Origin of the sequence: Paenarthrobacter sp. NyZ202 (assembly GCF_049860755.1) — a bacterium.
GTDB lineage: Bacteria > Actinomycetota > Actinomycetes > Actinomycetales > Micrococcaceae > Arthrobacter.
Window position 1 is genome coordinate 3,072,823 of the sequence record NZ_CP187556.1, and the last position, 23,516, is coordinate 3,096,338.

Here is a 23,516-nt window from a genome sequence, read left to right on the forward strand (position 1 = left end):
ATCAATGAAAGGAATGTCATGAAGGCTTTTATCACCCGGAGGAAGTCTCTCCTGGTTGCCGCAACCGCAGCCCTCGCTCTCTCCCTGAGCGCCTGCGGTGGCGGAGGCAGCTCAACCACTCCCCCTGTTGCGACGCCGACGTTCGAAGCCGGCACCACCATGGAAAAGCTGAGCAAGGCCCAGAAGATCACCATCGGCACCAAGTTCGACCAGCCGCTCTTCGGCCAGAAGGGCCTGGACGGCAAGCCGGTCGGTTTCGACGTTGAAATCGGCAAGGCCATCGCCGCCAAGCTGGGTATCCCGGCGGACAAGATCGAGTGGGTTGAGACGGTCTCACAGAACCGCGAACCGTTCATCGAGCAGAGCCGCGTGGACATCGTGATCGCTACGTACACCATCAACGACGCCCGCAAGGAAAAAGTCTCCTTCGCAGGACCGTACTACGAAGCCGGCCAGGCATTGCTGGTGAACAAGGACGACAACTCCATCACCAAGCCCGAGGACGTCCAGGGCAAGAAGGTCTGCTCCGTCACCGGCTCCACCCCGGCCAAGACGATTGTTGAGAAGTACGGCGCCGAGCTTGTTCCCGCCGCCAACTACACCGCTTGCCTGGAGCCGCTGCGCAACAAGCAGGTTGTTGCCGTGACCACTGACAACGTGATCCTCGCCGGTTACGTGGACAAGGAACCGGACGCCTTCAAGCTCGCTTCGGACGAAACCTTCACCAAGGAGCCCTACGGTATCGGTCTCAAGAAGGACGACACCGTCTTCCGTAACTGGATCAACGACCAGCTGGAAGCTTTCGCCAAGGACGACACCTACAAGAAGGCCTGGGAAGCTACTGCTGGAAAGGTCATCAAGACCGCTCCCGAGCTCCCCACCATCGACCGTTACTAGTCGCCAATCCTGTTGCTGCCGCCGTCCGGGAAGACCGGTCGGCGGCAGTTTCCGGACCCAGGACCCTGTTCCTTGATTAGCTGCAGCCGAAGGAAGCCATGGACGCCGTCATTGAAAGCCTCCCCCAATATTGGGACGGATTTCTCCGTACCCTGTACCTCTCCCTGATTTCGGGGCTCATTGCCCTGATCCTCGGGACCCTCCTGGCGGCCATGCGGGTGTCTCCCGTCGCTGCCCTCCGCGGCTTCAGCATGTTTTATGTGGAAGTCGCCCGAAACACGCCCCTCACCATCATCTTCTTCTTCTCCGCCGTGGTCCTTCCCCGGCTTGGCGTGAAGTTTGACCAATTTGAAGTCGCCGCGATCATCGCCCTGAGCAGCTACACCGCTGCGTTTGTCGCCGAGGCAGTCCGCTCCGGCGTCAACAGCGTCCCGGTTGGCCAGGCGGAAGCCGCACGAAGCATCGGCATGACCTTCACCCAGGTCCTGGGCTTCATTGTTCTTCCCCAGGCACTCCGGACGGTTGTACCGCCGCTGATCAACATCGTGATCGCCCTGGTCAAGAACTCGTCCGTTGCAGGCGCATTCTTCGTGCTCGAACTCTTCGGCTACGGCCGGCAGCTGTCCAACGACTACGGAGACAAAGTGCTCTGGGTCCTGCTGGGCGTTGCGTTCTTCTACCTGCTGATCACGGTGCCCTTGGGCCTGCTGGCGCACTTTGTCGAACGAAAGGTGGCGATTGCCCGATGACTTCGGTCCTGTACGACGTCCCCGGGCCCAAGGCCCGCCTGTACTCGCTCCTCGGTTCCGTCGCCGGCATCATCATCATCGTGGCCGTCCTGGCCATTGCGGTGCTGACGCTGGCCCAGCAGGGCATCTTCGACGCCGACCGCTGGGAGATCTTCTACGGTTCCATGGCACCGGACGTGTGGAGCCTGATCGGGCAGGGAATTCTGTCCACGCTGGCTGCAGCAGCGGTTGCCGCGATCATCGCCTTCCCGCTCGGTATCGCCCTCTGCCTCCTCCGGATTTCCCTCATCGCATGGATCCGGGTGCCCACGCAGGTGGTCCTTGAGTTCCTCCGCGGCATGCCCGTGGTCCTCATGATGCTGTTCGTGCTGCTGGTTTTCGCCACCGGGCAGTTCACCGCCGTCGTGGCCGGCCTGGTGCTCTACAACGCTGCCATCTTCGCCGAGATCCTCCGGGCAGGCATCCAGTCCCTGCCCAAGGGCCAGCGCGAGGCCGGCCTTGCGATCGGCCTGCGGAGCTTCCAGTCACGCATGATCATCGAGTTCCCGCAGGCTGTCCGCCGAATGCTCCCATCCCTGGTGGCACAGCTGGTGGTGCTGCTCAAGGACACGTCGCTCGGCTATATCGTGGGCTACGAGGAACTCCTGCGGAAGATCCAGATCATGGCCGACTTCCTGGGCCCGGATTTCCTCTTCCCGGCATTCTTCGTCGGTGCCGCGATCTACATCCTGATCAACCTGTCCGTTTCCCGGATTGCCATCTGGATCGAACGCCGCGGCTCGAAGAAGGCCGCCGGCGGTGTGGCGTCCGCCGTCAAAACGGTTGATCTCGACGTGAACGCTCCAGCCGGGGCCGACAACAAGAACATCCAGAATCCTGACAAGAAGTAGTCAGCACCAACAAACCCATAAAGAAGGTCCGCAGCCAACCGGCTGCGGACCTTCTTGGTGTTCGGGGAGGGCCTACCGCCCCAGCCACGTCCGGAGTGCACGAAGGCACTCACGGATGGCATCGGCGTCGACGTGTTCATTGTCCTTGTGCGCCAGCAGAGGATCGCCGGGTCCGAAGTTCACCGCCGGGATGCCCAGTTCGCTGAAGCGCGCGACGTCGGTCCAACCGTATTTGGGCTTGGGCTCGGCACCCACGGCGGCTACGAAGGACGCGGCAGCAGGGTGGTTCAGTCCCGGACGCGCGCCGGCTGCTGAGTCGGTGCGCACTACGTCGAAACCCTCAAGAAGACCGCGGACATGTGCCTCTGCCTGGTCGGGTGTCTTGTCCGGGGCGAACCGGTAGTTGATCTCCACCACGCACCGGTCCGGTATGACGTTGCCCGCTGTTCCGCCCTTGATCTTCACGGCGTTGAGGCTCTCGCGGTAGTCCAGGCCGTCCACGTTTACTGTCTGTGGCTCATAGGCAGCCAGCCGGGCAAGGATCGGCGCCGCGGCATGGATTGCGTTGACACCCATCCATGCCCGGGCTGAGTGGGCGGTTTCCCCGATGGTGGTGGCCTCGAACCGGCTGGTGCCGTTGCAGCCACCTTCCACTGTGCCGTGGGTGGGTTCGAGGAGGATGGCGAAGTCGCCGTCCAGGAGTTCCCTGTGGTTGCGGACCAGACGGCCCAGCCCGCTCTTCACCGCTTCCACTTCCTCGTGGTCGTAGAAGACGAAGGTGACGTCCTTGTCCGGCGGGGTTCCGCCGTCGAACAGTGTTGCCGCCAGTGCCAGCTGCACGGCGACGCCGCCCTTCATGTCCGTGGTCCCGCGCCCGTAGAGGACGCCCTCACCGGGAACGCCCGATTCCCAGGTTGCCGGCACAGTCCCGAGCGACCCTTCAACGGTGGGCAAGGGCACGGTATCCAGGTGGCCGGCCAGGATGACACGCTCCGGCAGGCCAAGCTCCGTCCGTGCGATGATCGCGTCGCCATCGCGGACCACCGTGTACTGGGGTACGGCCCGCAGTGCCGCTTCGACGGCGTCGGCGAGCACGGTCTCTTTGCCGGACACAGAGTTGATGTCAATGAGCGCGGCAGTCAGCTGCGCGACGTCCTGGCGCAGGTCAAGGAGCAGGGGTGCTGGATTCAGGGTCACCCCTCCACCTTAACTGCCGCGGCGCCCGGACGTCCGCCGGGAATGCGACCTCCACGTTATGGAACGGGTTTCAGCCGGGCAGCAGGCGCTGGATACACTGGGCGCATGACTGAAACTGCTTCCTCTGCTGTGCCCGCAAACGCCACCGTAAACGACCGAACGGCCTACGGATTCGGCCTCGCCACCATCGCCACCTCCGCCTCCGGGGAAGCAACCGTACTTGACGTCTGGTATCCCGCACCGTCGCTGGGTGCCGCCGCCGGGTCTCTCCGCGACGTTGAGAACGCCGACCCTGCGCTGACGGCCCTCGCCGAAGAAGGCAAGGATGCGGACCGCGGAACCGAGCAGAAGGTAGTCTTCGCCCAGATCGACCTCGACGCTGCCCCGGCGGACACCGCCGACGCCTACCTGCGCCTGCACCTCCTGTCACACCGGCTGGTCACGCCGAACAGCATCAACCTGGACGGCATCTTCGGCAAGCTCCCCAACGTCGTGTGGACCAACTTCGGCCCCGCCGCGGTGGAGGGCTTCGAACTCACCCGTGCACGCCTGCGCAAGCGCGGCAACGTGGTGGTGTACGGAGTGGACAAGTTCCCCCGCATGGTGGACTACGTGGTCCCCACCGGCGTGCGGATTGCCGACGCCGACCGCGTCCGCCTGGGTGCCCACCTCGCCGAGGGCACCACGGTCATGCACGAAGGCTTCGTCAACTTCAACGCCGGCACCCTCGGCACCTCCATGGTGGAAGGCCGCATCTCTGCCGGCGTCGTGGCAGGCGATGGCACCGACGTTGGTGGCGGTGCTTCGATCATGGGCACCCTGTCCGGCGGCGGCAAGGAAAAGATCTCCCTGGGACGGCGGGTGCTGCTAGGCGCCAACTCCGGCGTTGGCATCAGCATCGGCGATGACTCCGTGGTTGAGGCCGGCCTGTACGTGACGGCAGGAACCCGTGTCCGCGTTCCCGGCCCCAAGGACGAGAACGGCGAAGACACCACCAGGATCGTCAAGGCCGTTGAACTCTCGGGCGTGCCGAACCTCCTGTTCCGCCGCAACTCCACCACCGGTGGCGTGGAAGTGCTGCCCCGCCAGGGCCAGACCGTTGAACTCAACGAGGCCCTGCACGCCAACTAGCTGGAGAAAACCCATGCGCCGGTTCCGTCGCGCGGTTGTCGCGGTACTGGCCTTGGCCCTCGTGGCCGGCGCCATCTATGCGGTGGTTGCCGTACTGCAGCGCTCCGAGACCCTGGTCCCGGAGCGCTGCGTCGCTGTTGCCGGCGCCGGCAGCCATGAACTCGCCACGGACCAGGCCGCCAACGCTTCCCTGATCTCAGCCATCTCCGTGCGTCGGGGAATGCCGCCCCGGGCAGCCAGCATCGCCCTGGCCACCGCCATGCAGGAGTCACGCCTGCGGAACATCAACTACGGGGACCAGGCCGGACCCGATTCCCGTGGGCTCTTCCAGCAACGGCCCTCGCAGGGCTGGGGCACCGAAGCCCAGGTCATGGACCCCGTCTACGCAAGCAACGCTTTCTACGACGGCCTGATCAAAGTGCAGGGCTACGAAACCATGGAGATCACCCAGGCTGCACAGGCTGTCCAACGGTCTGCCTTTCCCCGCGCCTATGCACAGCACGAGGACATGGGCCGGGCGTTCGCTTCCGCCCTCACCGGACACTCTGAGGCTTCCCTGACGTGCGAACTGCGCATGCCGGACGCTGCAGGCGACCCTGCCGCCGTCGTTGATGAACTGACGACGGCGTTCGGCACCCAGGCTCCCACCGTCCAGGGCCGCTCGGTGCGGCTGGAACTCAGCGGTACCCAGGCGTGGGCCATAGGCCACTGGGCCGTGGCCAACGCCAAGGCCCTTGCCATCACCCAAGTGGACGTGGCGGGCCAAACGTGGAACCGGGAGAAGCGCAACGGATGGGCCGGGTCGGCAGCACCGGCCGACGCGGTCACCATCACGGTGGCCGCCCCCGCCACGTGAGCAGCGGGAATCAGGCGAGGAGTTCCACCACGGGCTGGACGTAGCTCCGGAACACGTCCGGCTGGGACAGCAGCCGGTGGCTCATGATCATCGTATTGGGCTCCAGGTACCAGGCCCGCGGTTCGTTGAGGGGCAATTCGATGATGGTGAGATCGAAATCGCGGGAGCCCCGCCCGACTTCCATCAGCCGGTCCTCCACCATCTCGTTGAGGACGCTGGTCAGCCCGTTGGCTTCACGCGCGGCTTCCAGGTCGGCATATTCGTCAATCCTGTCCGTAGCCCATCCCAGGGCAGCACCGAAGTGGGCCTGCAACACCCGCTGAAGGGCCGGGGAGTTCCCGAAGGCCTTGAAACTCGGTGGCGACAAATCGATCGCGGGGTCCGGATAGGACTTCACCAGCTTTTCCCACCAAGCCTCCCACTCGGTTTTCAAGGCACTGAGTCCCCCGACATCGGAGGTCAGGTGGCTGTGGTCCGCATGCCGCACCTTGGGCGAAGCATGGGACAGTTGGGGTTTTCCGGCTCCGTCGAGTCCTGCAACATCACGCAGATACAGCGCAATGAGCATCGGCCCGGAGGTGTCCATGGTGATGCGCCACCCCGGGCCGCCTGACTTATGCATCCGAAGTCCTCCCCTGGCAGGTTCCCGACATCTCCCAGTCTATTCCGGAAGCGTCGCGACGTTAACGGCGCAGGGCACTCTTCGGAACGTCAGGCCGGAAGGGCCTCGAAGGCTTTGAGATGGGCTGTCAGGACGTCGCTGCACATCTGCGCCGTCATCCATTCAGGGTGAAGCAACGCATGCATGCACAGTCCGTCCAGGGTCGCCAGGAGCCGTTCGGCTTCAGTCACCAGGACCTGCTGGTCGGTCGCCTGACCGGGACTCAACTCCACCACCAGTCGTCCCACCAGGGCCGCAACGGTCCTGTGGCTCCGTTCGGACTCCTCCGACAGCACCGGCTTGATGCGGGCAGCGTTCCGGAACGCCATCCACACACAGGCATCAACCGCGAGTTCCTCGTCCAACGGAAGAAGCTGCCCCAGCATGTTCAGGACGGCCGCGTCATGGTCAGGGCTTCCGGGCCGCTGGTGCACCACTGCCTGCAGTGCCTCCTCGAGGCGTGCGGCGATCCGGTCGATGACCGCTGCGAAGGAAAAGACCAGGAGCTCGTCGCTGCTGGAGAAGTAGTGCCGCACCGAGCCCACGGCCAGGCCGGCTTCGTCGGCCACTTCCCGGAGGGATGCCCGCTCCAGGCCGTCGCTGGCAATGATGCGAAACACGGCGTGGACAACTTCCTGGCGCCGGGCTTCGGCATCAACAATTTTGGGCACCAGTATTTTCTAGCACGAACGTGCTTCAATACCGCTCACACTGAGCGGCGAGCCCCCACTTTCGGATAGCGTAGAGACCATGAAAATTCTCGTCACGGGTGGCACCGGCTATATCGGCTCGCACACCGTACTGTCCCTCCAGGAAGCCGGCCACGACGTTGTCGTCCTCGACAACCTCGCGAACTCGAGCGAGGAATCCCTGCGCAGGGTCTCCGAACTCACCGGCCGGACCGCGGCGTTCCACAATGTGGACCTGGTGGACGAGCCCGCCGTCGAGGCAGTGTTCGACCAGCACCAGATCGACGCCGTCATCCACTTTGCAGGGCTCAAGGCCGTGGGCGAATCGGTCCGGAAGCCGCTGGCGTACTACTACAACAACATCGTGGGTACCCTGAACCTGCTCCGGGCCATGGACAAGCACGACGTCCGCTCCATCGTCTTCAGCTCCTCCGCCACCGTGTACGGCGAGCACAACCCGATCCCCTACATCGAGAAGATGGAGATCGGTGCCAACAACCCGTATGGCCGCACCAAGGAACAGATCGAGGACATCCTCTCCGACCTTGGCAACGCCGACGACCGCTGGCATATAGCACTCCTGCGCTACTTCAACCCGGTGGGCGCACACCCATCGGGCCGCATCGGCGAGGATCCCCAGGGCATCCCGAACAACCTGGTTCCGTTCATCGCCCAGGTGGCTGTTGGCCGTCGCGAGAAGCTCATGGTCTTCGGCGGCGATTATGACACCCCTGACGGTACGGCGCAGCGCGATTACATCCACGTGGTGGACCTTGCCGAAGGCCACGTCGCGGCCTTGAACTTCATCGCCACCCGCCCAGGTGTCCGGCGCTGGAACCTCGGTTCCGGCAAGGGTTCGTCCGTGCTGGAAGTCCTGCGGTCCTTCGAAAAGGCCGTGGGCCAGCCCATCCCCTACGAGATCACCGGCCGCCGTCGTTATTTACGCTGTTGCCGCATCAGTTGGCCGGGTAGTTGCGCTCCGGCTCCCCCGTGTAGAGCTGCCGCGGACGGCCGATCTTGGTCTGGGGGTCGTTGATCATTTCGCGCCACTGGGCAATCCAGCCCGGGAGGCGGCCAATGGCGAAGAGCACAGTGAACATCTTCTCCGGGAAGCCCATGGCCTTGTAGATCAGGCCGGTGTAGAAGTCGACGTTCGGGTACAGCTTGCGCTGGATGAAGTAGTCGTCCGCCAACGCCTTCTCTTCGAGGCGCATGGCGATGTCCAGCAGTTCGTCATTGCCGCCGAGCTTGCCAAGGACCTCGTGGGCAGTAGCCTTGATGATCTTGGCGCGGGGGTCGTAGTTCTTGTAGACGCGGTGTCCGAAGCCCATGAGGCGGACGCCGTCTTCCTTGTTCTTGACCTTCTCCATGTAGTCCTCGGGCTTGATGCCTTCGGCCTGGATCTGGCGCAGCATCTTCAGCACGGCCTCGTTGGCGCCACCGTGTGCGGGGCCAAAAAGCGCGTTGATGCCGGCGGACACCGAGGCGAACAGGTTCGCGTTGGACGAACCCACCAGGCGCACAGTGGACGTGGAACAGTTCTGCTCGTGGTCTGCGTGCAGGATCAGCAGCAGGTCGAGTGCCTTGACCACTACCGGGTCAAGCTCGTATTGCTCTGCCGGGAGGCCGAAGCTCAGGCGCAGGAAGTTCTCCACCAGGTTCATGGAGTTGTCCGGGTACAGCATGGGCTGTCCGATGGACTTCTTGTGTGCGTAGGCCGCAATGACCGGCAGCTTGGCCATGAGGCGGATGGTGGAAACTTCAACGTGCTCGGCGTTGAACGGATCCAGCGAGTCCTGGTAGAACGTGGACAGCGCCGAGACAGCCGAGGACAGCACGGGCATCGGGTGTGCGTCCCGCGGGAAGCCTCCGAAGAAGCCCTTCAGTTCCTCGTGGAGCAGGGTGTGGCGGCGGATGCGCTGGTCGAACTCTTCAAGTTCCGTGGGGGTGGGCAGGTTGCCGTAGATCAGCAGGTAGGAAACTTCGAGGAAGCTCGAATGCTGGGCGAGCTGCTCGATCGGGTAACCGCGGTAGCGCAGGATGCCTGCGTCGCCGTCGATGTAGGTGATGGCCGAGGTGGTGGCCGCGGTGTTCATGAAGCCGGGGTCATAGGCAACGGCGCCCGTCTGCTTCAGCAGCTTGGAAACGTCGTAGCCTTCGTTTCCTTCTACAACCTTGATGCGCGGCAGTTCGAGTTCGCCGCCGGCATGGCGCAGTGTCGCGCTGGTGGTCTCAGTCATGGAGTCCCCTTCATGAGGCCTCTGGGCCTCTATAGAACTTGTCCAACCAAACTTCTGGTGACGCCGCATTCGGCCCCGCTGTTGCAGGGCTCCAACGGCCGGAGTGCTTTCTTATTGAAGGCCACCATTGATAGTCAGTTAAAAAGCTACCGCCAGTAACCCTGCGGAACTAATCCGTTCTGTCCGGTTACTGGCGGAATGGCGCCCTTTGTGTCACAAGTCACAGCATTGTTATGAGGCTGCGTTCAACCTCTCCACGGCGGCGTCGATGCGCTCATCGGTTCCTGTGAGGGCAACCCTGATGAACCCGTTCCCGGCATCACCATAGAAAACCCCGGGCCCCACCACGATGCCCAGATCGGCAAACCGGGCAACCGTGTCCCACGTTGCCTCACCGGCCGTGGACCACAGGTACAGCCCCGCTTTGGACTGGTGGATGGTCAGCCCGAATTTCTCCAATGCGGGCACGATCCGCTCACGACGGCCCCGGTACAGGTCCTTTTGGGCCAGTACATGAGCGGCGTCGCCCAGGGCGACACGCATGGCTTCCTGGACAGGGAAAGGCACAATCATGCCGGCGTGCTTGCGGCTGTTGACCAGATTGGCCATGATCGCGGAGTCACCGGCTACGAAAGCGGCCCTATAGCCGGCAAGGTTGGACTGCTTACTCAAGGAGTAGACACACAGGAGTCCGTCGGTGGAACCACCGGAAACACGGGGGTCGAGGATGCTGGGGACGGCGTCTCCCCCGCGCTGCGCATCCCATTCCCCCCAGCCAAGCTCCGCATAGCATTCGTCCGACGCCACCACAGCGCCCACTTCACGTGCTTGGGCAACAATCTCCCGCAAGGACGCGGCATCACGGACGCTGCCCGTGGGGTTGCCAGGCGAGTTGATCCATACCAGCCGCACTTTGGCCCGGGTGGCGGCATCGAGTTCATCCAGGCTGTCTGCCGCAACAGCGGTGGCACCGGCCAGCATCGCTCCGATGTCGTAGGTCGGATAGGCGACTGTTGGCCTGACCACCACATCACCGGATCCCAGTCCCAGGAGGAACGGCAGCCATGCGACCAGCTCCTTGGAACCAACCGTGGGCATGACATCGCGGGGATCCAGGCCGGGAACGCCGCGGCGGGCCGCAAACCAGTCCACCACGGCTTGCCGCATGGGTTCGGTGCCGTGCACGGTCGGGTATCCGTGGGCATCCGATGCTGCTGCGAGGGCGTCCCGGATGAGTCCGGGAGTGGGGTCCACCGGCGTACCGATGGACAGGTTCACTGCGCCACCGGGGTGCTTGGACGCCGTGGCAACGTAAGGCGCCATGGCCTCCCACGGGTAGTCGGGCAGGTTAAGGCCGAAGGCGGGTGCCGCGGAGATCAAGGATGCAACCGCCCTTAGTGGTCTTGGTTCTGCGGCGGCAAAGCGGCAATGAACGGGTGGTCCTTGCCGGTGTTGCCAATCTTTGCTGCACCGCCCGGCGAGCCCAGGTCATCGAAGAACTCGACGTTGGCCTTGTAGTAGTCAGCCCACTCTTCCGGGGTGTCGTCCTCGTAGTAAATGGCTTCCACGGGGCACACAGGCTCGCAGGCGCCACAGTCAACGCACTCATCGGGGTGGATGTAGAGGGAACGCTCACCTTCGTAAATGCAGTCGACAGGGCATTCTTCAATACATGCCTTGTCCTTGACATCCACACACGGCTGCGCGATTACGTACGTCACGTCCCAGACCTCTCAACGGTTTGTCCCGGCGACGGCCGGGTAATACTGCCGGCAGCATGCCGGGCATTCAACTTCCGACCCTATTATCCAACAGGCCTGTGACGCCAACCTAGCCGGCGACTTAGTATGAAACGGTGACTCCCCCGCATTTGCCACCCAGACAGTTCCTGCTTACCGCAGAGCCGGGCATCCGCGTGGTGGTCCGCTACCGCGTCGAAGACGGCCTCACCGATGCGCTGGGGTATGTGGTGGCCACGACGGAAAGCAGTGTCACCGTGCGGACCCGGGCTGCCGACGTCGTCATTCCGCTGCCGGCTGTCATCGCCGCCAAGGAGGTACCACCTCCGCCTGCCCGCCGCGAACCACTCCAGCGCAGCCGCGGCGGCCGCTAGTTTCCGGCGGCCCGGCGGCGGAGCCGGCTGGCGACCACCAGCATGGCCAAAGTCACCACGGCTATCCCGAACACCCAACTGTTCCCCGCCACGTCGCCCAGCACCAACTGCTTGGCAGGGCCGGAAGACGAGACCACGCCAACCGCCGCGTACGTGCCCAGGCCGGCTACCGCCGTCGGGATCACCGAACGTGACCACGCTGCCAGCCATAGCTCCACCGAGGCAAGCAGCAGCAGTGCCGCCCCAACACCCCAGGGAACATCGACGCCGGCCAGCAGGACCGTCTGCCGGTGCAGGGCAGTCCCCGCTACGGCAACGAAAAGGGCCGCCAGCGCGGCCACGGCGATGCCGCGGGCGCTGACGACCCTCCTCTTCATGCAGTAATCCCTTGGCAGCCGGCCGTCAGGCCTTGGCGCGGGCGCGGTTGGCCTTGGCGCGCTCGTTGGCGTCCAGGATGACCTTGCGGATACGGATGTCCTCCGGCGTGACCTCGACGCACTCGTCCTCACGGGCGAATTCCAGGGACTCCTCCAGCGTGAGCTCACGCGGCGGGGTCAGGTTTTCGAAGGAATCCGAGGAAGCGGCGCGCATGTTGGTGAGCTTCTTTTCCTTGGTGATGTTGACGTCCATGTCATCGGCGCGGGAGTTCTCGCCCACGATCATGCCCTCGTAGACCTCGGAGGTGGGCTTCACGAAGAAGGAGCCGCGTTCCTGCAGGTTGATCATGGCGAACGGAGTGACAACGCCGGCGCGGTCGGCAACCATCGAACCGTTGGTGCGGTATTCGATCGGACCGGCCCACGGCTCGTAGCCTTCGGAGATGGACGCTGCGATGCCGGCACCGCGGGTGTCCGTGAGGAACCGGGTGCGGAAACCGATCAGGCCACGGGCAGGAACGATGAATTCCATGCGGCACCAGCCGGTGCCGTGGTTGGCCATGTTGGTCATGCGGCCCTTGCGGGCAGCCATGAGCTGGGTGACTGCGCCGAGGTATTCCTCGGGCACGTCGATGGTCATGTGTTCCATAGGCTCGTGCAGCTTGCCGTCGACCATCTTGGTGACTACCTGCGGCTTGCCGACCGTCAGCTCGAAGCCTTCGCGGCGCATCTGCTCAACCAGGATGGCGAGCGCGAGCTCGCCACGGCCCTGGACCTCCCAGGCGTCAGGACGCTCGGTGGGAAGGACCTTGATGGAGACGTTACCGATCAGTTCCTTGTCCAGGCGGTCCTTCACCTGGCGGGCGGTGACCTTGGCGCCCTTGACCTTGCCGGCCAGCGGAGAGGTGTTGATACCGATGGTCATGGAGATCGCGGGGTCGTCCACGGTGATCAGCGGCAGCGGCTCGGGGTTCTCCACGTCCGTGAGGGTTTCACCGATGGTGATGTCCTCGATGCCGGCGACGGCGACGATCTCACCCGGACCTGCGGACTCAGCGGGAACACGCTCCAGGGCCTTGGTGGCCAGGAGTTCGGTGATCTTGACGGTCTTCAGTTCTCCGTTCTGGCGGGCCCAGGCAACCTGCTGGCCCTTGCGGAGGGTGCCGTTGTAGATACGGAGCAGGGCGAGGCGGCCAAGGAACGGCGAGGCGTCCAGGTTGGTCACGTGCGCCTGCAGCACGCCGTCCGGGTTGTAGGTCGGAGCCGGGATGTGCTCGATGATGGTCTTGAACAGCGGCTCGAGGTCCTCGTTCTCGGGAGCGGAGCCGTTGGCCGGCTGGTCCAGGGAAGCGCGGCCAACCTTGGCAGCAGCGTAGACCACGGGAACTTCCAGCACCTTGTCCAGGTCCAGGTCCGGAACTTCGTCGGCGAGGTCGGAAGCCAGCCCGAGGAGGAGGTCCATGGACTCGTGGACGACCTCGTCGATGCGGGCGTCGGGACGGTCGGTCTTGTTGACCAGGAGGATCACCGGCAGGTGCGCGGCAAGGGCCTTGCGCAGCACGAAGCGGGTCTGCGGGAGGGGACCCTCGGAGGAGTCCACCAGCAGCACGACGCCATCAACCATGGACAAGCCGCGCTCCACCTCGCCACCGAAGTCGGCGTGGCCGGGGGTGTCGATGACGTTAATGGTGATGGTCTCGCCGTTGGACGACGGGCCGTTGTAGGCGACCGTGGTGTTCTTGGCGAGGATGGTGATGCCTTTTTCGCGCTCCAGGTCACCGGAGTCCATCACGCGGTCCTCAACTTCGCCGTGGGCGGCGAAGGAGTTGGTCTGCTTGAGCATGGCATCGACCAGGGTGGTCTTGCCGTGGTCAACGTGTGCGACGATCGCGACGTTGCGCAGATCGCTCCGCGACGCAGTGTTAACGGTAGTTTCAGACATGCGTTTATGACTCGTTTCAGTGGTGAAGTCAGCTGTTTTGATCCGCGCGCATACCTGATCACCTGATCGGAACACACAACGAAAAGACCCCGGGACACAGGGCACCTGATGCAATTCTAAACGCACCTGCATTTATCAGCCTAAAAAGCAAGGGAAACCGCTGTTAAATGTGGTCCCGCTCACTACCCGTTACTCTTTGGTAACCCCAAAGTCCAGATACTGGATTTTTCCGGTCCGTTGCCCCATGATGGCTGCAGAAACCAGTGCCACACGGAGACCATCGATGCGACAAGCTTCGGCCGCGTTCCGCACGCTCGCACCCCTGGTCGCCGCCGGCGTCCTGTTGGTCGGCTGCGGATCGAACCCGGCCACTACCCCGCCTTCCCCCACCCGTTCGGCTGTGCCGGCCGCGGCCGCCACTGCTGCCGCGGGCAAACCCGTAACGAGCCCCAGCAGCCCTGCAGCAAGTGAACTGCCCGTGGGCAGCTTGTACAAGAACCCCGCCAACAACCGGAACGAGATTGTCCTGGCCGATGTGGAACACACGGCAGTGCTGATCGGCGACTCGCAGGCCATGCCCCAGGACTCGTGGCCGCAGCGGGGCGTTGCGGCGCTCGGCTACAAGCTGCACGTTGTGGGCATGGGCGGCACCGGTTTCGTGGCCTCCAACGGCAAGACCGGCAATTACATCGACGCCCTCCAGCGCGGCGACTGGCTGCTGCCTTACGGCAACCCGCCGCTGATCGTCCTGCAGGGTGGCGGCAACGACGCCTCCCAAAAGGCAACGGACGCCCAGGTCACCAGCAACGCCGAGCGGCTCATTGCCGCGCTCAAGAAGCGTTACCCCGGCGCGCGGATGGCCATGATCGGGACACTCGCCCGCGGTGCGGCCAACGGTGGCGGGCGCCGTACCGAGGTAGATGCGCTGCTGGGCAGGATCGCAGCGAAGCATTCCATTCCGTTCGTCAGCGCCGGTGACTGGCTGACCCGGTACGACGCCGTCGCGGACCTCCAGGACGCCGTGCACATGAAACCCTCGGGGCACGAAAAGCTTGGCAAGGTCCTTGCCGGCCAACTGGCTTCATTGGGCCTGTCGCCGCGGCCCGAAACCGACGCCCCGGCGGCCGGCCAGTAGCCGTTGTTGGGCGTGCTCTGCGGGCTTTGTCGTCGTCGACCCGCGTAGTGCGGGCCCCGCAACACTTAAATGCCAGAGCCGGTGGTTCCCTTTCGGGGACCACCGGCTCTTCGCTGTGATGCGGCGTCCGTGAAGTACGACGCCGGTCAGGCCACCGCCGGGGGAAGCAGCAGGGAACCACCGGGGATGGCATCCAGCAGTGCCTCCGTGTAGGCCTGGCGCGGATTGTCGAAGACATCGTCCGTGGTGCCCGTTTCCACGAGCTTGCCCTTCTCCATGACGCACACGTGGTCGGCGATCTGCCGGACCACTGCGAGGTCGTGGGTAATGAACAGGTACGTCAGTCCCAGGTTGTCCTGGAGTTCCGCCAGCAGGTTGAGGACCTGCGCCTGGACCAGGACGTCCAGCGCAGACACGGCTTCATCGCAGATGATGACTTCGGGATCCAAAGCCAGGGCCCTGGCAATGGCAATACGCTGCCGCTGGCCTCCGGAGAGTTCGTTCGGATACCTCTGCATCATTGACTGCGGCAGGGCCACCTGGTCCAGCAGCTCACGGACCTTCTTTTCACGGCTGGCCTTGTTGCCGATCTTGTGGATCCGCAAGGGTTCCTCGATGGTCCGGAAGATGTTGTACATCGGGTCCAGCGAACCGTACGGGTCCTGGAAGATCGGTTGGACCCGCCGCCGGAACTTGAAAAGCTCCTTGCCCTTCAGACCAGCAGTGTCCACGCCGTCGAAGACGATGGACCCCTCTGTTGGTTTTTCCAGCTGGAGCACCATTTTGGCCACGGTGGACTTACCGGAACCGGACTCGCCCACGATCGCGGTGGTGGTGCCACGCCTGACGTTGAAGCTGACGTCGTCCACCGCCGCAAAGTCGGCCGACTGGCCCAGTCCCTGGCGCAGCTTGTAGATCTTGCGCAGGTTCCGGATCTGCAGGACATCGTCCGCAGCCGCCTGCTCCGCTGCCTCCACGGGCGCAAGGAGGTCTTCGGCCTCCACCCCCTGCTCCTTGGCCACCTGGATGCGGCGGGACGCCAACGACGGAGCGGACTCCACCAGGCGCTTGGTGTAGGGGTGCTGGGGGTTGCGCAGCAGTTCCAGTGAGGGACCTGCTTCCACCACGTTGCCCCGGTACATCACCACCACCTTGTCAGCACGTTCGGCCGCAAGGCCGAGGTCGTGCGTGATGAGCAGGACGGAAGTACCCAGCTCGGTGGTCATGGTGTCCAAGTGGTCCAGGATCCTGCGCTGGACTGTCACATCCAGCGCGGACGTGGGTTCATCGGCAATCAACAGCTTGGGCTGGCAGCTCAAGCCAATGGCGATCAGGGCACGCTGGCGCATACCACCGGAGAACTCATGCGGGTACTGCTTGGCACGACGCGCGGCGTCGGGCAGGCCCGCTTCGGCCAGGACGCGGGCAACATCCTCGGGGCCGTCCGGACGACCATTGGCCCGCAAGGTCTCCCGCACCTGGTAGCCGATCTTCCACACGGGATTGAGGTTGGACATGGGGTCCTGCGGAACCATGCCGATGTGGCTGCCACGGAGCTCGATCATCCGCTTCTCCGGTGCGTTGGCGATGTCCTCGCCGTCGAGCAGGATCTGCCCTCCCGAGACCCGGCCATTGTTCGGCAGCAGGCCGATGGCGGCGAGCGCCGTCGTCGATTTGCCTGAACCGGACTCCCCCACAATGGCGACGGTCTCACCCGGCATGATGGTCAGGTGGGCGTTCTTGACCGCCTGCACGTCTCCCGTGCCGGTCTTGAACGTAATGGCGAGGTCCTTGATTTCCAGGATGGGCCGTACCTGCGCAGTTGCTTCATCAATGCTGATGTTGGCTGATGTCATTGTTCGCCTCCTTTAGCGCTGACGGCTCTTGGGATCAAGAGCATCGCGGACGGCGTCGCCAAGCATGATGAAGCTCAGGACGGTGATGGACAGTGCGGCGGCCGGGTAAAGAAGGATGCCCGGATTGGTGCGGATCGAGGCGTTGGCCGCAGAGATGTCATTGCCCCACGACATGACGCTGAGGGGCAGCCCCACGCCCAGGAAGGACAGCGTTGCTTCAAGGACAATGAAGACACCGAGTTCCAAGGTGGCAAGGACGATCACGGGAGCCAACGCGTTGGGCAGCGCATGCTTGAGCAGGGCACCGAACTTCGAAACGCCCAACGAACGGGCCGCCGTGACGAAGTCGGCATTCCTGACCTCAATCACCGCACCACGCGTGATGCGGGCCATCTGCGGCCACGCCAACAGGGATATGGTGATCACCACTGTCCAGACGCCCCGGTTCTCCCGGAAGAAGGGCAGCTGGGTCACCACCAGGGCACCGAGGATGATCGGCAATGCGAAGAAAATGTCACCGAGTCGGGCCAGGACGGCGTCAAGCCAACCGCCGTAGTAGCCGGCCAGTGCACCCAGCGTGACGCCGATGATGACCACGCAGAGCACGGACAGGACACCAACCGCCAGGGAAGCCTGGGTACCGTGGATAACCCGCGAGTAGACGTCGCAGCCCTGGAGGGTGAACCCGAACGGATGTCCCTCGGTGGGACCCGCCTCCGAATTTGCCAGCTGGCAATCGTTATTCGGAGCGACGCTGGTGAACAGCCCCGGGAAGATGGCAATGGTGGTCAACAGCAGGATCAACAACGACGAGACGATGAACATCGGGCGACGGCGGAGCTTGCGCCACGCATCTGCCCACAGGCTCAAGGGCGCATGGTCCGTCTTGACGGAATCCGTGGCCTGGAGCGGCGTCTCGTCGATGGGGGCAACGTAGTGTTCAGTATTACTGGTCATAGCGGATCCTCGGGTCAAGCCAGGCGTACAGGAGGTCAACCAGGAGGTTGGTCACAACGAAGACGAGGACCAGGACGCTCACGATTGCCACGATGGTGGGTCCTTCGCTGCGCTGGATGGCCTGGAAGAGCTTGTTGCCCACTCCGGGAACATTGAAGATGCCTTCGGTGACAATGGCTCCACCCATGAGGCCACCCAGGTTGGCTCCGAGGTAGGTCACCACCGGAATCAACGAGTTCCGCAGGATGTGGGCCATGACGACGCGCGGACGGGAGAGCCCCTTGGCCGTGGCCGTGCGGACGTAGTCGGCGTTCATGTTCTCACCCACGGAGGCGCGGGTGAGGCGGAGTACATAGGCGAAGGACACGAGGCCAAGGACCACCGCCGGCAGGATCAGGTTGCCCCAGTCCGCGTTCGCACCAACCGTTGGCTTGGCCCAGCCGAGCTGGACACCGAAGACCAACTGGAAGACGAAGCCAAGGACGAAGGTGGGGACGGCGATGACCACGAGGGAAACGATCAGCACTGTGGAGTCGAACAGCTTGCCCTTGCGGAGTCCGGCGAAAACACCGAAAGCGATTCCGAACACCGCCTGGATGATCAAAGCCTCGATGGCGAGCATGGCCGTGACCGGGAAGGCACGTGCCAGCGCGTCGGCAATGGGCTGTTGGGTGAAGTCCACGCCGAGGTTGAAGGTGAAAACGTTCTTCAGGAAGATTCCGTACTGGACCCAGAAGGGCTGGTCCAGGTTGTACTGGGCGCGGAGCGCGTCAATGACGCTCTGCGGCGGCTGGCGTTCGCCAAAGAGGGCCGCGATAGGGTCGCCGGGCAGGGCGAATACCATGTAGTAAACGAGGAGGGTGGTTCCCAGGAAGACGGGAATCACCTGGAGGAGCCTACGCAGAATGTAGCGGACCACGGTTCACCCCCCTTTCTCTGGACGGGTGTTGGTGTGTCATGTTTGCCTTCCTGCCGGGGCAAGCAATTGGGGGCCCGGCGCCAGGCCGGGCCCCCAATGCCTTACGGCAAGTTCAGATCCTGGGGATTACTTGGCCGCGATGTTGTAGTAGAGGATGCCGCCATTCCAGCCGGTTTCAGCTGAGACAACGTTGTTGCTCCACACGATCGGGCGGTTCTGGTACCACAGCGGCAGGCCGGGGAGGTCCTTGAAGAGGATCTCCTGTGCCTGGTTGAACTTGGCGTTTGCATCTTCAGGGGTCTTGGCTGCCAGACCCTCCTTGAGGAGCTTGTCGAACTCAGGGTTCGAGTACTTCTCGTAGTTGGAGGAGGCGTTGGTTGCCCAGACCGGGCCGAGGAAGTTGTAGAGCGACGGGTAGTCACCCTGCCAGCCTGCGCGGGTCAGGCCGGGGAGGGACTGCGACTTGCGCAGGTCCAGGACTTCAGCGAACTTGGCGAACGGCTGGATTTCAGCGTCGATGCCGAGGTTGTTCTTGAAACCGTTGGCTACGGCGTCGATCCATTCCTTGTTGCCACCGTCGGTGTTGGAAGCAATCTGGAGCGGCTTGGAGCCGTCGTAAGGCTTGATCTTCTCAGCCTGGGCCCACAGGTCCTTGGCCTTCTGGACGTCGAACTTCAGGACGTCGCTGCCCGGGATGTCGTTCTTGTAGCCGTCCAGCACGGGAGCCGTGAACTCGGTGGCCGGGGTACGGGTGCCGTTGAAGATGACCTTGGTGATCTCGTCGCGGTTGATGGCGTGGGACAGCGCCTGGCGGCGCAGGAGACCGGCTTCACCCTGGAAGTTCGGGTTGTAGCCCGGAATGTTCAGGGTGGAGTTGTTGGCCACCGGCTTGGTGGAGTTACGGTCCTGGAAGTCCGTGGTGTAGGTCTTCAGGGCGTTCGACGGCAGGACGTCGGTGACGTCCAGGTTGTCAGCCTGCAGGTCGGTGTAGGCCGGGCCCGGATCGGTGTAGAACTTGAAGGTCACGCCACCGTTCTTGGGAGCGCGGGGGCCGTTGTAGTCAGCGTTCTTGACCAGGGAGATGGACTGGTCGTGGACCCAGGCACCTTCCTTTTCGAACTTGTACGGGCCGTTGCCCACCGGGTTTTCGCCGAACTTCTTCGGGTCCTTGATGGCCTCCGACGGAAGCGGGTAGAAAGCCGAGTAGCCCAGGCGAAGGGACCAGTCTGCTTCCGGCTGCGTCAGCTTGACAGAGATCGTCTGGTCGTCGGTAGCGGTCAGGCCGGACATGGTCTGGGCCGTCGGCGCCGGAGTGGAGGTCTTCTTGCCGTCGGCACCGGTGGTTTCGGTGGTGGCGCTGACGTCTGCGTAGCCTTCGATCGATTCGAAGAAGAAGCCGTTGTTCTGGAGGTTGGTGCTCAGGGCAGCGAAGTTCCAGGAGTCAACAAAGGTCTTGGCAGTAATTGCCTCGCCGTTGGTGAACTTGGCACCTTCCTTGACCTTGATGGTCCAGGTCTGGGAATCCGTGGTTTCGATGGATTCCGCCAGGGCGTTGACCGGCTTGCCGTCTGCGTCGTACGCGCGTAGGCCTTCGAACAGCAGTTCTACGACGCGGCCACCGTACACCTCGTTGGTGTTGGCCGGAAGCAGCGGGTTCTGGGGTTCATTGCTGTATGCGGTGATGACCTTGTTGGGGTCTCCTGCGGCTGAGGTGTTCGTGTTGCTGCCGGAGCCGCCGCCGCAACCGGTCGCTGCGAGGGCGATGATCGCCGCTACGCCTAGAGCTTTGGAAGTGCGCGAGAAACGCATTCCGCCTCCTATGGAGTCGTGGAGTTGGACAGGGGAAATTCGTGATGTCCCCCAGGCAGGGCACAGATTCCTACTGTGACGTTGCCTACATGTGAGTGTAAGCCTACCCACATTGCGTCCGGATGTTGGAACATGCTGGCCAAACTGTAACCGTTCCGCAACCTCCAGATGCCTAAATTGCCGGGAATTTCAAGTCAAACCTTACCCGGTGGTAACATTCGCTGTCTGACAGCAGGACAACAAAGATTTTGGGCAAGATTGAACCCGGTTTCGGACCCATGAGATTCGACTGGCCCGGAACTAGGTAATCGAGCGGATGAGATTCTGGATCGTTGGCAGAGGTCGGCGACAAGGGTGTCCCATCCGTGCCCTCGTAGTGATGTGCGAGGCGATCCCGCATCCGCTTGATCAGCGACCACGGAACCTCGGGGTATGAATTGGTCGTGTAAACACTCAAACGTGCGACGTTTTCGCCGATTTTGATAATCAACGATTCAGCCGCCAGTCCCGGCACATTGTCAGCATCGCCCATGTACCAGGCGCGGCCACACCTGGCGAGGGCACCCGCGACGACACACAAACGAACGATCTCCCCAAGTGCGGCTGCGTCCCTTTAATTCATAGGGCGACGGCGGTAGTCAGGATTTCGTGATCTTCACGCAATCCGCCATCGGTGACGACGTCAACTTCCACCCCCAGCAATTCACTTGCTTCCGCGGCAAACGCCGCGACAGTCAACAATCCGACCCCGGGCGATCGTGTGACGAGGATGTCGATGTCGCTGCCTGGACGGTCGGTGCCCCGAATGACTGAGCCGAAGACACGCGGATTGCTGAGTCCGAAGCAGCCGGCCAGGTTAATCAATTCTCGGCGGTGGGCGTCGAGGGCTTCATGCGGGAAGGGGCGCGCAGCGGCTCCCAGACACTCAACCATCTGCGCTGACGCCCTTCACCGACCAGCTTCGTAGGGTGCAATGTTGGGCTGGGCCACGCCGGATCGGGATGCCAGCTCTGCCTGGTTGAGTCCTGCCGCTTCCCGAAGTTCCCGCACGACATTGGTCACTCCAAAATGATATCGCGTGATATGTTCAACCGGCATGACGGAAGCCAAGTTCTCGCTCATCCGATCAGATACACCATCCCGCGCCCGCTCGTAACAAGGTTCGAGACAAAGCTCTTCGCCTGCTGCAGGTAATGAGCTGCATAGCTCACCTCAGATTCTTGGTCAGCGCGCGATACAGCGGGTAGCCGCTGCCTCAGATCGTTCTCAGAGATGCGATTCAGGTCCTGGGACACCGCCTCCATTTCCCCCGGCGTGAGAACGCGCAACCATGAGTCCCATCCGTCGTAATGCATTGTTACTTGGCCTTCGAACATGCGAAATGCAGGTCTCGCCTCCATTCCAGGTGCGAGAGGCGCTGTGCATGCTTGTAGCTGCCGCCACGCCTTATCCAAATAGAGCATGTCGCACTCAGGCACGGACTGTTTGAACGTGGCGATAGTGACCCCGTCCGCACTCTCAAGGCCCCAAGCGTCGGCTAATGGATCCGACGATAGAAAACGTCTCGGATCGGCAAGCGCAAGGTCGGTAACATCGCCGTCGAAGGCATATGCGTAGTATCTGATTCCCATATGCCAAGTGTGCAAAGCCGGATAGTGCAAAGGAACAGGCCAAAAGGCGTATGTGAATAACTCTCACCTGAGCGGCCTCTCCCGAACCGACCCCACTATGCTTGGCACATGTCCGCAGACGAAGAAAAAGATCCCCCGGTTCCTGCCGACGTCGAGGGAAAGATCCCGAAAAAGGTCCACGACATTCCCGAGCCTGACGCGAAAACAACCTCCGAGGAAAAACCCAAGAACTCCTAGGAGACACGTCTGTCGGCGTCGGCTCGACCCGACAGCAAAGGCCGCAGGCCTTAGAGTGGTGAGACTCCTTGACCTGCGGCCTGCTGAGTTGTCGGCGCCCAAATGGCCCCGGTCCTGGCTAGACGTTGAAGCGGAACTCCACCACGTCGCCGTCGGCCATGACGTATTCCTTGCCTTCGATCCGGACCTTGCCGCGGGACTTGGCTTCGGCCATGGACCCTGCCTCGATGAGGTCGTCGAAGGAGACAACCTCGGCCTTGATGAAGCCGCGCTGGAAGTCGGAGTGGATCACACCGGCGGCCTGCGGCGCGGTGTCACCCTGGCGGATGGTCCAGGCGCGGGTTTCCTTGGGACCTGCGGTGAGGTAGGTCTGGAGACCCAGGGTGTGGAAACCAACGCGCGCCAGCTGGTCCAGTCCGGACTCCGTCTGCCCGTTCATTTCCAGCATTTCCCTGGCTTCTTCCTCGTCCAGTTCAACGAGGTCGGCCTCGAGCTTGGCGTCGAGGAACACCGCATCTGCGGGAGCAACAAGCCCACGCAATTCGTCCTGCTTGGCAGGATCGCCAAGGATGCCTTCGTCGGCGTTGAAGACATAGATGAAGGGCTTGGCGGTCAGGAGCCCGAGCTCCTTGAGGTGTCCCATCTCCAGCTTGTCGCTCTTGATGGACGAGAAGATGGTGTCGCCGCGTTCGAGCACAGCCTGGGCTGCCTTGATGGCGGCGAGTTCCGCCGCCTCGCGCTTTTTGATCTTGACTTCTTTTTCGATGCGCGGAATGGCGTTTTCGATGGTCTGGAGATCGGCCAGGATCAGCTCCGTGTTGATGGTCTCCATGTCCGAGCGCGGGTCCACCTTGCCATCCACGTGGACAACATCGGGGTCGTCGAACACGCGGACGACCTGTGCGATGGCTTCTGCTTCACGGATGTTGGCAAGGAACTTGTTGCCCAGGCCTTCGCCCTCCGAGGCGCCCTTGACGATTCCGGCGATGTCCACGAACGACACGGGTGCCGGCAGCAGACGCTGGGAGCCGAAGATCTCGGCCAGCTTCGCCAGGCGCGGGTCCGGAAGGTTCACGACGCCGACGTTCGGTTCGATGGTTGCGAAGGGATAGTTCGCAGCAAGCACCTGGTTACGGGTCAGTGCGTTGAAAAGGGTTGATTTGCCGACGTTGGGCAGTCCGACGATGCCAATAGTAAGAGCCACGAGCATTGATTCTACCCGGAACGGTG

General features: G+C 63.0%; 26 protein-coding genes. 9 read left to right on the forward strand and 17 right to left on the reverse strand.

What is annotated here, in order from left to right; genetic code table 11:
- Positions 1-18: 18 nt before the first annotated feature.
- The 3 genes from ACPFL9_RS14210 to ACPFL9_RS14220 all read left to right on the forward strand — a co-directional run bounded on the left by ACPFL9_RS14210 (position 19) and on the right by ACPFL9_RS14220 (position 2,536).
- The gene (locus tag ACPFL9_RS14210; RefSeq protein ID WP_426003448.1) at positions 19-897 is read left to right on the forward strand and encodes a glutamate ABC transporter substrate-binding protein; all 879 of its coding nucleotides are present in this window, start codon (positions 19-21) and stop codon (positions 895-897) included.
- 98 nt (positions 898-995) lie between these two features.
- A complete protein-coding gene (locus tag ACPFL9_RS14215) occupies positions 996-1,646 on the forward strand; it encodes an amino acid ABC transporter permease (RefSeq protein WP_426003449.1) in 651 nt (216 codons plus the stop codon).
- Positions 1,643-2,536, forward strand: coding sequence for an amino acid ABC transporter permease (locus ACPFL9_RS14220; protein ID WP_426003450.1), 894 nt, complete (start codon positions 1,643-1,645; stop codon positions 2,534-2,536). The genes ACPFL9_RS14215 and ACPFL9_RS14220 overlap by 4 nt, the downstream gene beginning before the upstream one ends.
- 72 nt (positions 2,537-2,608) lie before the next feature.
- Here ACPFL9_RS14220 and dapE read toward each other — a convergent pair whose 3' ends face one another.
- Positions 2,609-3,733 carry a succinyl-diaminopimelate desuccinylase gene (gene dapE / locus ACPFL9_RS14225; protein ID WP_426003452.1) on the reverse strand — a complete coding sequence of 375 codons (1,125 nt, stop codon included), beginning with the start codon at positions 3,731-3,733 and terminating at the stop codon, positions 2,609-2,611.
- Between the two features lie 105 nt (positions 3,734-3,838).
- Here dapE and dapD point away from each other — a divergent pair, with 105 nt between their 5' ends.
- Together dapD and ACPFL9_RS14235 are read left to right on the forward strand one after the other, a co-directional pair.
- Complete coding sequence (gene dapD / locus ACPFL9_RS14230) at positions 3,839-4,864, forward strand: 2,3,4,5-tetrahydropyridine-2,6-dicarboxylate N-succinyltransferase (protein ID WP_426003454.1); 1,026 nt, start codon at positions 3,839-3,841, stop codon at positions 4,862-4,864.
- A gap of 13 nt (positions 4,865-4,877) precedes the next feature.
- On the forward strand, positions 4,878-5,720 hold the full coding sequence (locus ACPFL9_RS14235; RefSeq protein ID WP_426003456.1) for a hypothetical protein: 843 nt from the start codon (positions 4,878-4,880) through the stop codon (positions 5,718-5,720).
- Between the two features lie 10 nt (positions 5,721-5,730).
- Here ACPFL9_RS14235 and ACPFL9_RS14240 read toward each other — a convergent pair whose 3' ends face one another.
- Both ACPFL9_RS14240 and ACPFL9_RS14245 read right to left on the reverse strand, forming a co-directional pair.
- A complete protein-coding gene (locus ACPFL9_RS14240) occupies positions 5,731-6,342 on the reverse strand; it encodes a hypothetical protein (RefSeq protein ID WP_426003458.1) in 612 nt (203 codons plus the stop codon).
- Between the two features lie 89 nt (positions 6,343-6,431).
- A complete protein-coding gene (locus ACPFL9_RS14245) occupies positions 6,432-7,052 on the reverse strand; it encodes a TetR/AcrR family transcriptional regulator (protein WP_426003459.1) in 621 nt (206 codons plus the stop codon).
- A 79-nt stretch (positions 7,053-7,131) separates the two neighbouring features.
- Between ACPFL9_RS14245 and galE the strand changes: the two genes are divergently transcribed.
- A complete protein-coding gene (gene galE / locus ACPFL9_RS14250) occupies positions 7,132-8,106 on the forward strand; it encodes a UDP-glucose 4-epimerase GalE (RefSeq protein ID WP_426003460.1) in 975 nt (324 codons plus the stop codon).
- Here the strand turns inward: galE and ACPFL9_RS14255 are convergent.
- The 3 genes from ACPFL9_RS14255 to fdxA form a co-directional block, all read right to left on the reverse strand.
- Positions 8,027-9,310, reverse strand: a complete 1,284-nt coding sequence (locus ACPFL9_RS14255; protein WP_426003462.1) for a citrate synthase — start codon at positions 9,308-9,310, stop codon at positions 8,027-8,029. The two genes, galE and ACPFL9_RS14255, sit on opposite strands and share 80 nt — an antisense overlap.
- A gap of 231 nt (positions 9,311-9,541) precedes the next feature.
- Positions 9,542-10,690 carry a succinyldiaminopimelate transaminase gene (dapC, locus tag ACPFL9_RS14260; protein ID WP_426003464.1) on the reverse strand — a complete coding sequence of 383 codons (1,149 nt, stop codon included), beginning with the start codon at positions 10,688-10,690 and terminating at the stop codon, positions 9,542-9,544.
- A 14-nt stretch (positions 10,691-10,704) separates the two neighbouring features.
- On the reverse strand, positions 10,705-11,031 hold the full coding sequence (gene fdxA, locus ACPFL9_RS14265) for a ferredoxin (RefSeq protein WP_018776555.1): 327 nt from the start codon (positions 11,029-11,031) through the stop codon (positions 10,705-10,707).
- Between the two features lie 134 nt (positions 11,032-11,165).
- Between fdxA and ACPFL9_RS14270 the strand changes: the two genes are divergently transcribed.
- Complete coding sequence (locus ACPFL9_RS14270) at positions 11,166-11,423, forward strand: hypothetical protein (RefSeq protein WP_426003465.1); 258 nt, start codon at positions 11,166-11,168, stop codon at positions 11,421-11,423.
- Here the strand turns inward: ACPFL9_RS14270 and ACPFL9_RS14275 are convergent.
- Positions 11,420-11,800, reverse strand: a complete 381-nt coding sequence (locus ACPFL9_RS14275) for a hypothetical protein (RefSeq protein ID WP_426003466.1) — start codon at positions 11,798-11,800, stop codon at positions 11,420-11,422. The genes ACPFL9_RS14270 and ACPFL9_RS14275 overlap by 4 nt on opposite strands.
- A gap of 25 nt (positions 11,801-11,825) precedes the next feature.
- Entirely contained in the window at positions 11,826-13,742 is a 1,917-nt protein-coding gene (gene typA / locus ACPFL9_RS14280; protein ID WP_426003467.1) for a translational GTPase TypA, read from the reverse strand.
- Between the two features lie 283 nt (positions 13,743-14,025).
- Between typA and ACPFL9_RS14285 the strand changes: the two genes are divergently transcribed.
- Complete coding sequence (locus ACPFL9_RS14285; protein WP_426003469.1) at positions 14,026-14,877, forward strand: SGNH/GDSL hydrolase family protein; 852 nt, start codon at positions 14,026-14,028, stop codon at positions 14,875-14,877.
- Positions 14,878-15,023: 146 nt separating this feature from the next.
- Here the strand turns inward: ACPFL9_RS14285 and ACPFL9_RS14290 are convergent, their stop codons facing one another.
- The 8 genes from ACPFL9_RS14290 to ACPFL9_RS14325 all read right to left on the reverse strand — a co-directional run bounded on the left by ACPFL9_RS14290 (position 15,024) and on the right by ACPFL9_RS14325 (position 22,049).
- The gene (locus ACPFL9_RS14290) at positions 15,024-16,733 is read right to left on the reverse strand and encodes a dipeptide ABC transporter ATP-binding protein (RefSeq protein ID WP_426003471.1); all 1,710 of its coding nucleotides are present in this window, start codon (positions 16,731-16,733) and stop codon (positions 15,024-15,026) included.
- Between the two features lie 12 nt (positions 16,734-16,745).
- Complete coding sequence (locus ACPFL9_RS14295; protein ID WP_426003472.1) at positions 16,746-17,690, reverse strand: ABC transporter permease; 945 nt, start codon at positions 17,688-17,690, stop codon at positions 16,746-16,748.
- Entirely contained in the window at positions 17,680-18,609 is a 930-nt protein-coding gene (locus ACPFL9_RS14300; protein ID WP_426003474.1) for an ABC transporter permease, read from the reverse strand. Before ACPFL9_RS14300 ends, ACPFL9_RS14295 begins: the two co-directional genes overlap by 11 nt.
- A 126-nt stretch (positions 18,610-18,735) precedes the next feature.
- Entirely contained in the window at positions 18,736-20,418 is a 1,683-nt protein-coding gene (locus tag ACPFL9_RS14305; protein ID WP_426003476.1) for a peptide ABC transporter substrate-binding protein, read from the reverse strand.
- 172 nt (positions 20,419-20,590) lie between these two features.
- On the reverse strand, positions 20,591-20,950 hold the full coding sequence (locus ACPFL9_RS14310) for a DUF86 domain-containing protein (RefSeq protein ID WP_426003477.1): 360 nt from the start codon (positions 20,948-20,950) through the stop codon (positions 20,591-20,593).
- Between the two features lie 86 nt (positions 20,951-21,036).
- Positions 21,037-21,351 carry a nucleotidyltransferase family protein gene (locus ACPFL9_RS14315; protein WP_426003479.1) on the reverse strand — a complete coding sequence of 105 codons (315 nt, stop codon included), beginning with the start codon at positions 21,349-21,351 and terminating at the stop codon, positions 21,037-21,039.
- Positions 21,352-21,366: 15 nt separating this feature from the next.
- Positions 21,367-21,480: a helix-turn-helix transcriptional regulator gene (locus ACPFL9_RS14320; RefSeq protein WP_426003481.1), complete on the reverse strand. Its 114-nt coding sequence runs from the start codon at positions 21,478-21,480 to the stop codon at positions 21,367-21,369.
- A 56-nt stretch (positions 21,481-21,536) separates the two neighbouring features.
- A complete protein-coding gene (locus ACPFL9_RS14325) occupies positions 21,537-22,049 on the reverse strand; it encodes a DUF1877 family protein (protein ID WP_426003482.1) in 513 nt (170 codons plus the stop codon).
- Positions 22,050-22,157: 108 nt separating this feature from the next.
- Here ACPFL9_RS14325 and ACPFL9_RS14330 point away from each other — a divergent pair, with 108 nt between their 5' ends.
- Complete coding sequence (locus ACPFL9_RS14330) at positions 22,158-22,286, forward strand: hypothetical protein (protein ID WP_426003484.1); 129 nt, start codon at positions 22,158-22,160, stop codon at positions 22,284-22,286.
- A gap of 118 nt (positions 22,287-22,404) precedes the next feature.
- Here ACPFL9_RS14330 and ychF read toward each other — a convergent pair whose 3' ends face one another.
- Complete coding sequence (gene ychF, locus ACPFL9_RS14335; protein ID WP_426003485.1) at positions 22,405-23,490, reverse strand: redox-regulated ATPase YchF; 1,086 nt, start codon at positions 23,488-23,490, stop codon at positions 22,405-22,407.
- Positions 23,491-23,516 lie beyond the last annotated feature (26 nt).

What these genes read in the sequence shown, in the direction of transcription:
- ACPFL9_RS14290 (WP_426003471.1), bottom strand. Translation starts at nt 16,733, where the DNA reads ATGACATCAGCCAACATCAGCATTGATGAAGCAACTGCGCAGGTACGG.
- ACPFL9_RS14310 (WP_426003477.1), bottom strand. Translation starts at nt 20,950, where the DNA reads ATGGGCGATGCTGACAATGTGCCGGGACTGGCGGCTGAATCGTTGATT.
- ACPFL9_RS14220 (WP_426003450.1), top strand. Translation starts at nt 1,643, where the DNA reads ATGACTTCGGTCCTGTACGACGTCCCCGGGCCCAAGGCCCGCCTGTAC.
- ACPFL9_RS14295 (WP_426003472.1), bottom strand. Translation starts at nt 17,690, where the DNA reads ATGACCAGTAATACTGAACACTACGTTGCCCCCATCGACGAGACGCCG.
- ACPFL9_RS14305 (WP_426003476.1), bottom strand. Translation starts at nt 20,418, where the DNA reads ATGCGTTTCTCGCGCACTTCCAAAGCTCTAGGCGTAGCGGCGATCATC.
- ACPFL9_RS14325 (WP_426003482.1), bottom strand. Translation starts at nt 22,049, where the DNA reads ATGGGAATCAGATACTACGCATATGCCTTCGACGGCGATGTTACCGAC.
- ACPFL9_RS14255 (WP_426003462.1), bottom strand. Translation starts at nt 9,310, where the DNA reads ATGACTGAGACCACCAGCGCGACACTGCGCCATGCCGGCGGCGAACTC.
- ACPFL9_RS14240 (WP_426003458.1), bottom strand. Translation starts at nt 6,342, where the DNA reads ATGCATAAGTCAGGCGGCCCGGGGTGGCGCATCACCATGGACACCTCC.
- ACPFL9_RS14315 (WP_426003479.1), bottom strand. Translation starts at nt 21,351, where the DNA reads ATGGTTGAGTGTCTGGGAGCCGCTGCGCGCCCCTTCCCGCATGAAGCC.
- ACPFL9_RS14210 (WP_426003448.1), top strand. Translation starts at nt 19, where the DNA reads ATGAAGGCTTTTATCACCCGGAGGAAGTCTCTCCTGGTTGCCGCAACC.
- typA (WP_426003467.1), bottom strand. Translation starts at nt 13,742, where the DNA reads ATGTCTGAAACTACCGTTAACACTGCGTCGCGGAGCGATCTGCGCAAC.
- ACPFL9_RS14215 (WP_426003449.1), top strand. Translation starts at nt 996, where the DNA reads ATGGACGCCGTCATTGAAAGCCTCCCCCAATATTGGGACGGATTTCTC.
- ACPFL9_RS14285 (WP_426003469.1), top strand. Translation starts at nt 14,026, where the DNA reads ATGCGACAAGCTTCGGCCGCGTTCCGCACGCTCGCACCCCTGGTCGCC.
- ACPFL9_RS14235 (WP_426003456.1), top strand. Translation starts at nt 4,878, where the DNA reads ATGCGCCGGTTCCGTCGCGCGGTTGTCGCGGTACTGGCCTTGGCCCTC.
- ACPFL9_RS14330 (WP_426003484.1), top strand. Translation starts at nt 22,158, where the DNA reads ATGTCCGCAGACGAAGAAAAAGATCCCCCGGTTCCTGCCGACGTCGAG.
- dapD (WP_426003454.1), top strand. Translation starts at nt 3,839, where the DNA reads ATGACTGAAACTGCTTCCTCTGCTGTGCCCGCAAACGCCACCGTAAAC.
- galE (WP_426003460.1), top strand. Translation starts at nt 7,132, where the DNA reads ATGAAAATTCTCGTCACGGGTGGCACCGGCTATATCGGCTCGCACACC.
- ACPFL9_RS14275 (WP_426003466.1), bottom strand. Translation starts at nt 11,800, where the DNA reads ATGAAGAGGAGGGTCGTCAGCGCCCGCGGCATCGCCGTGGCCGCGCTG.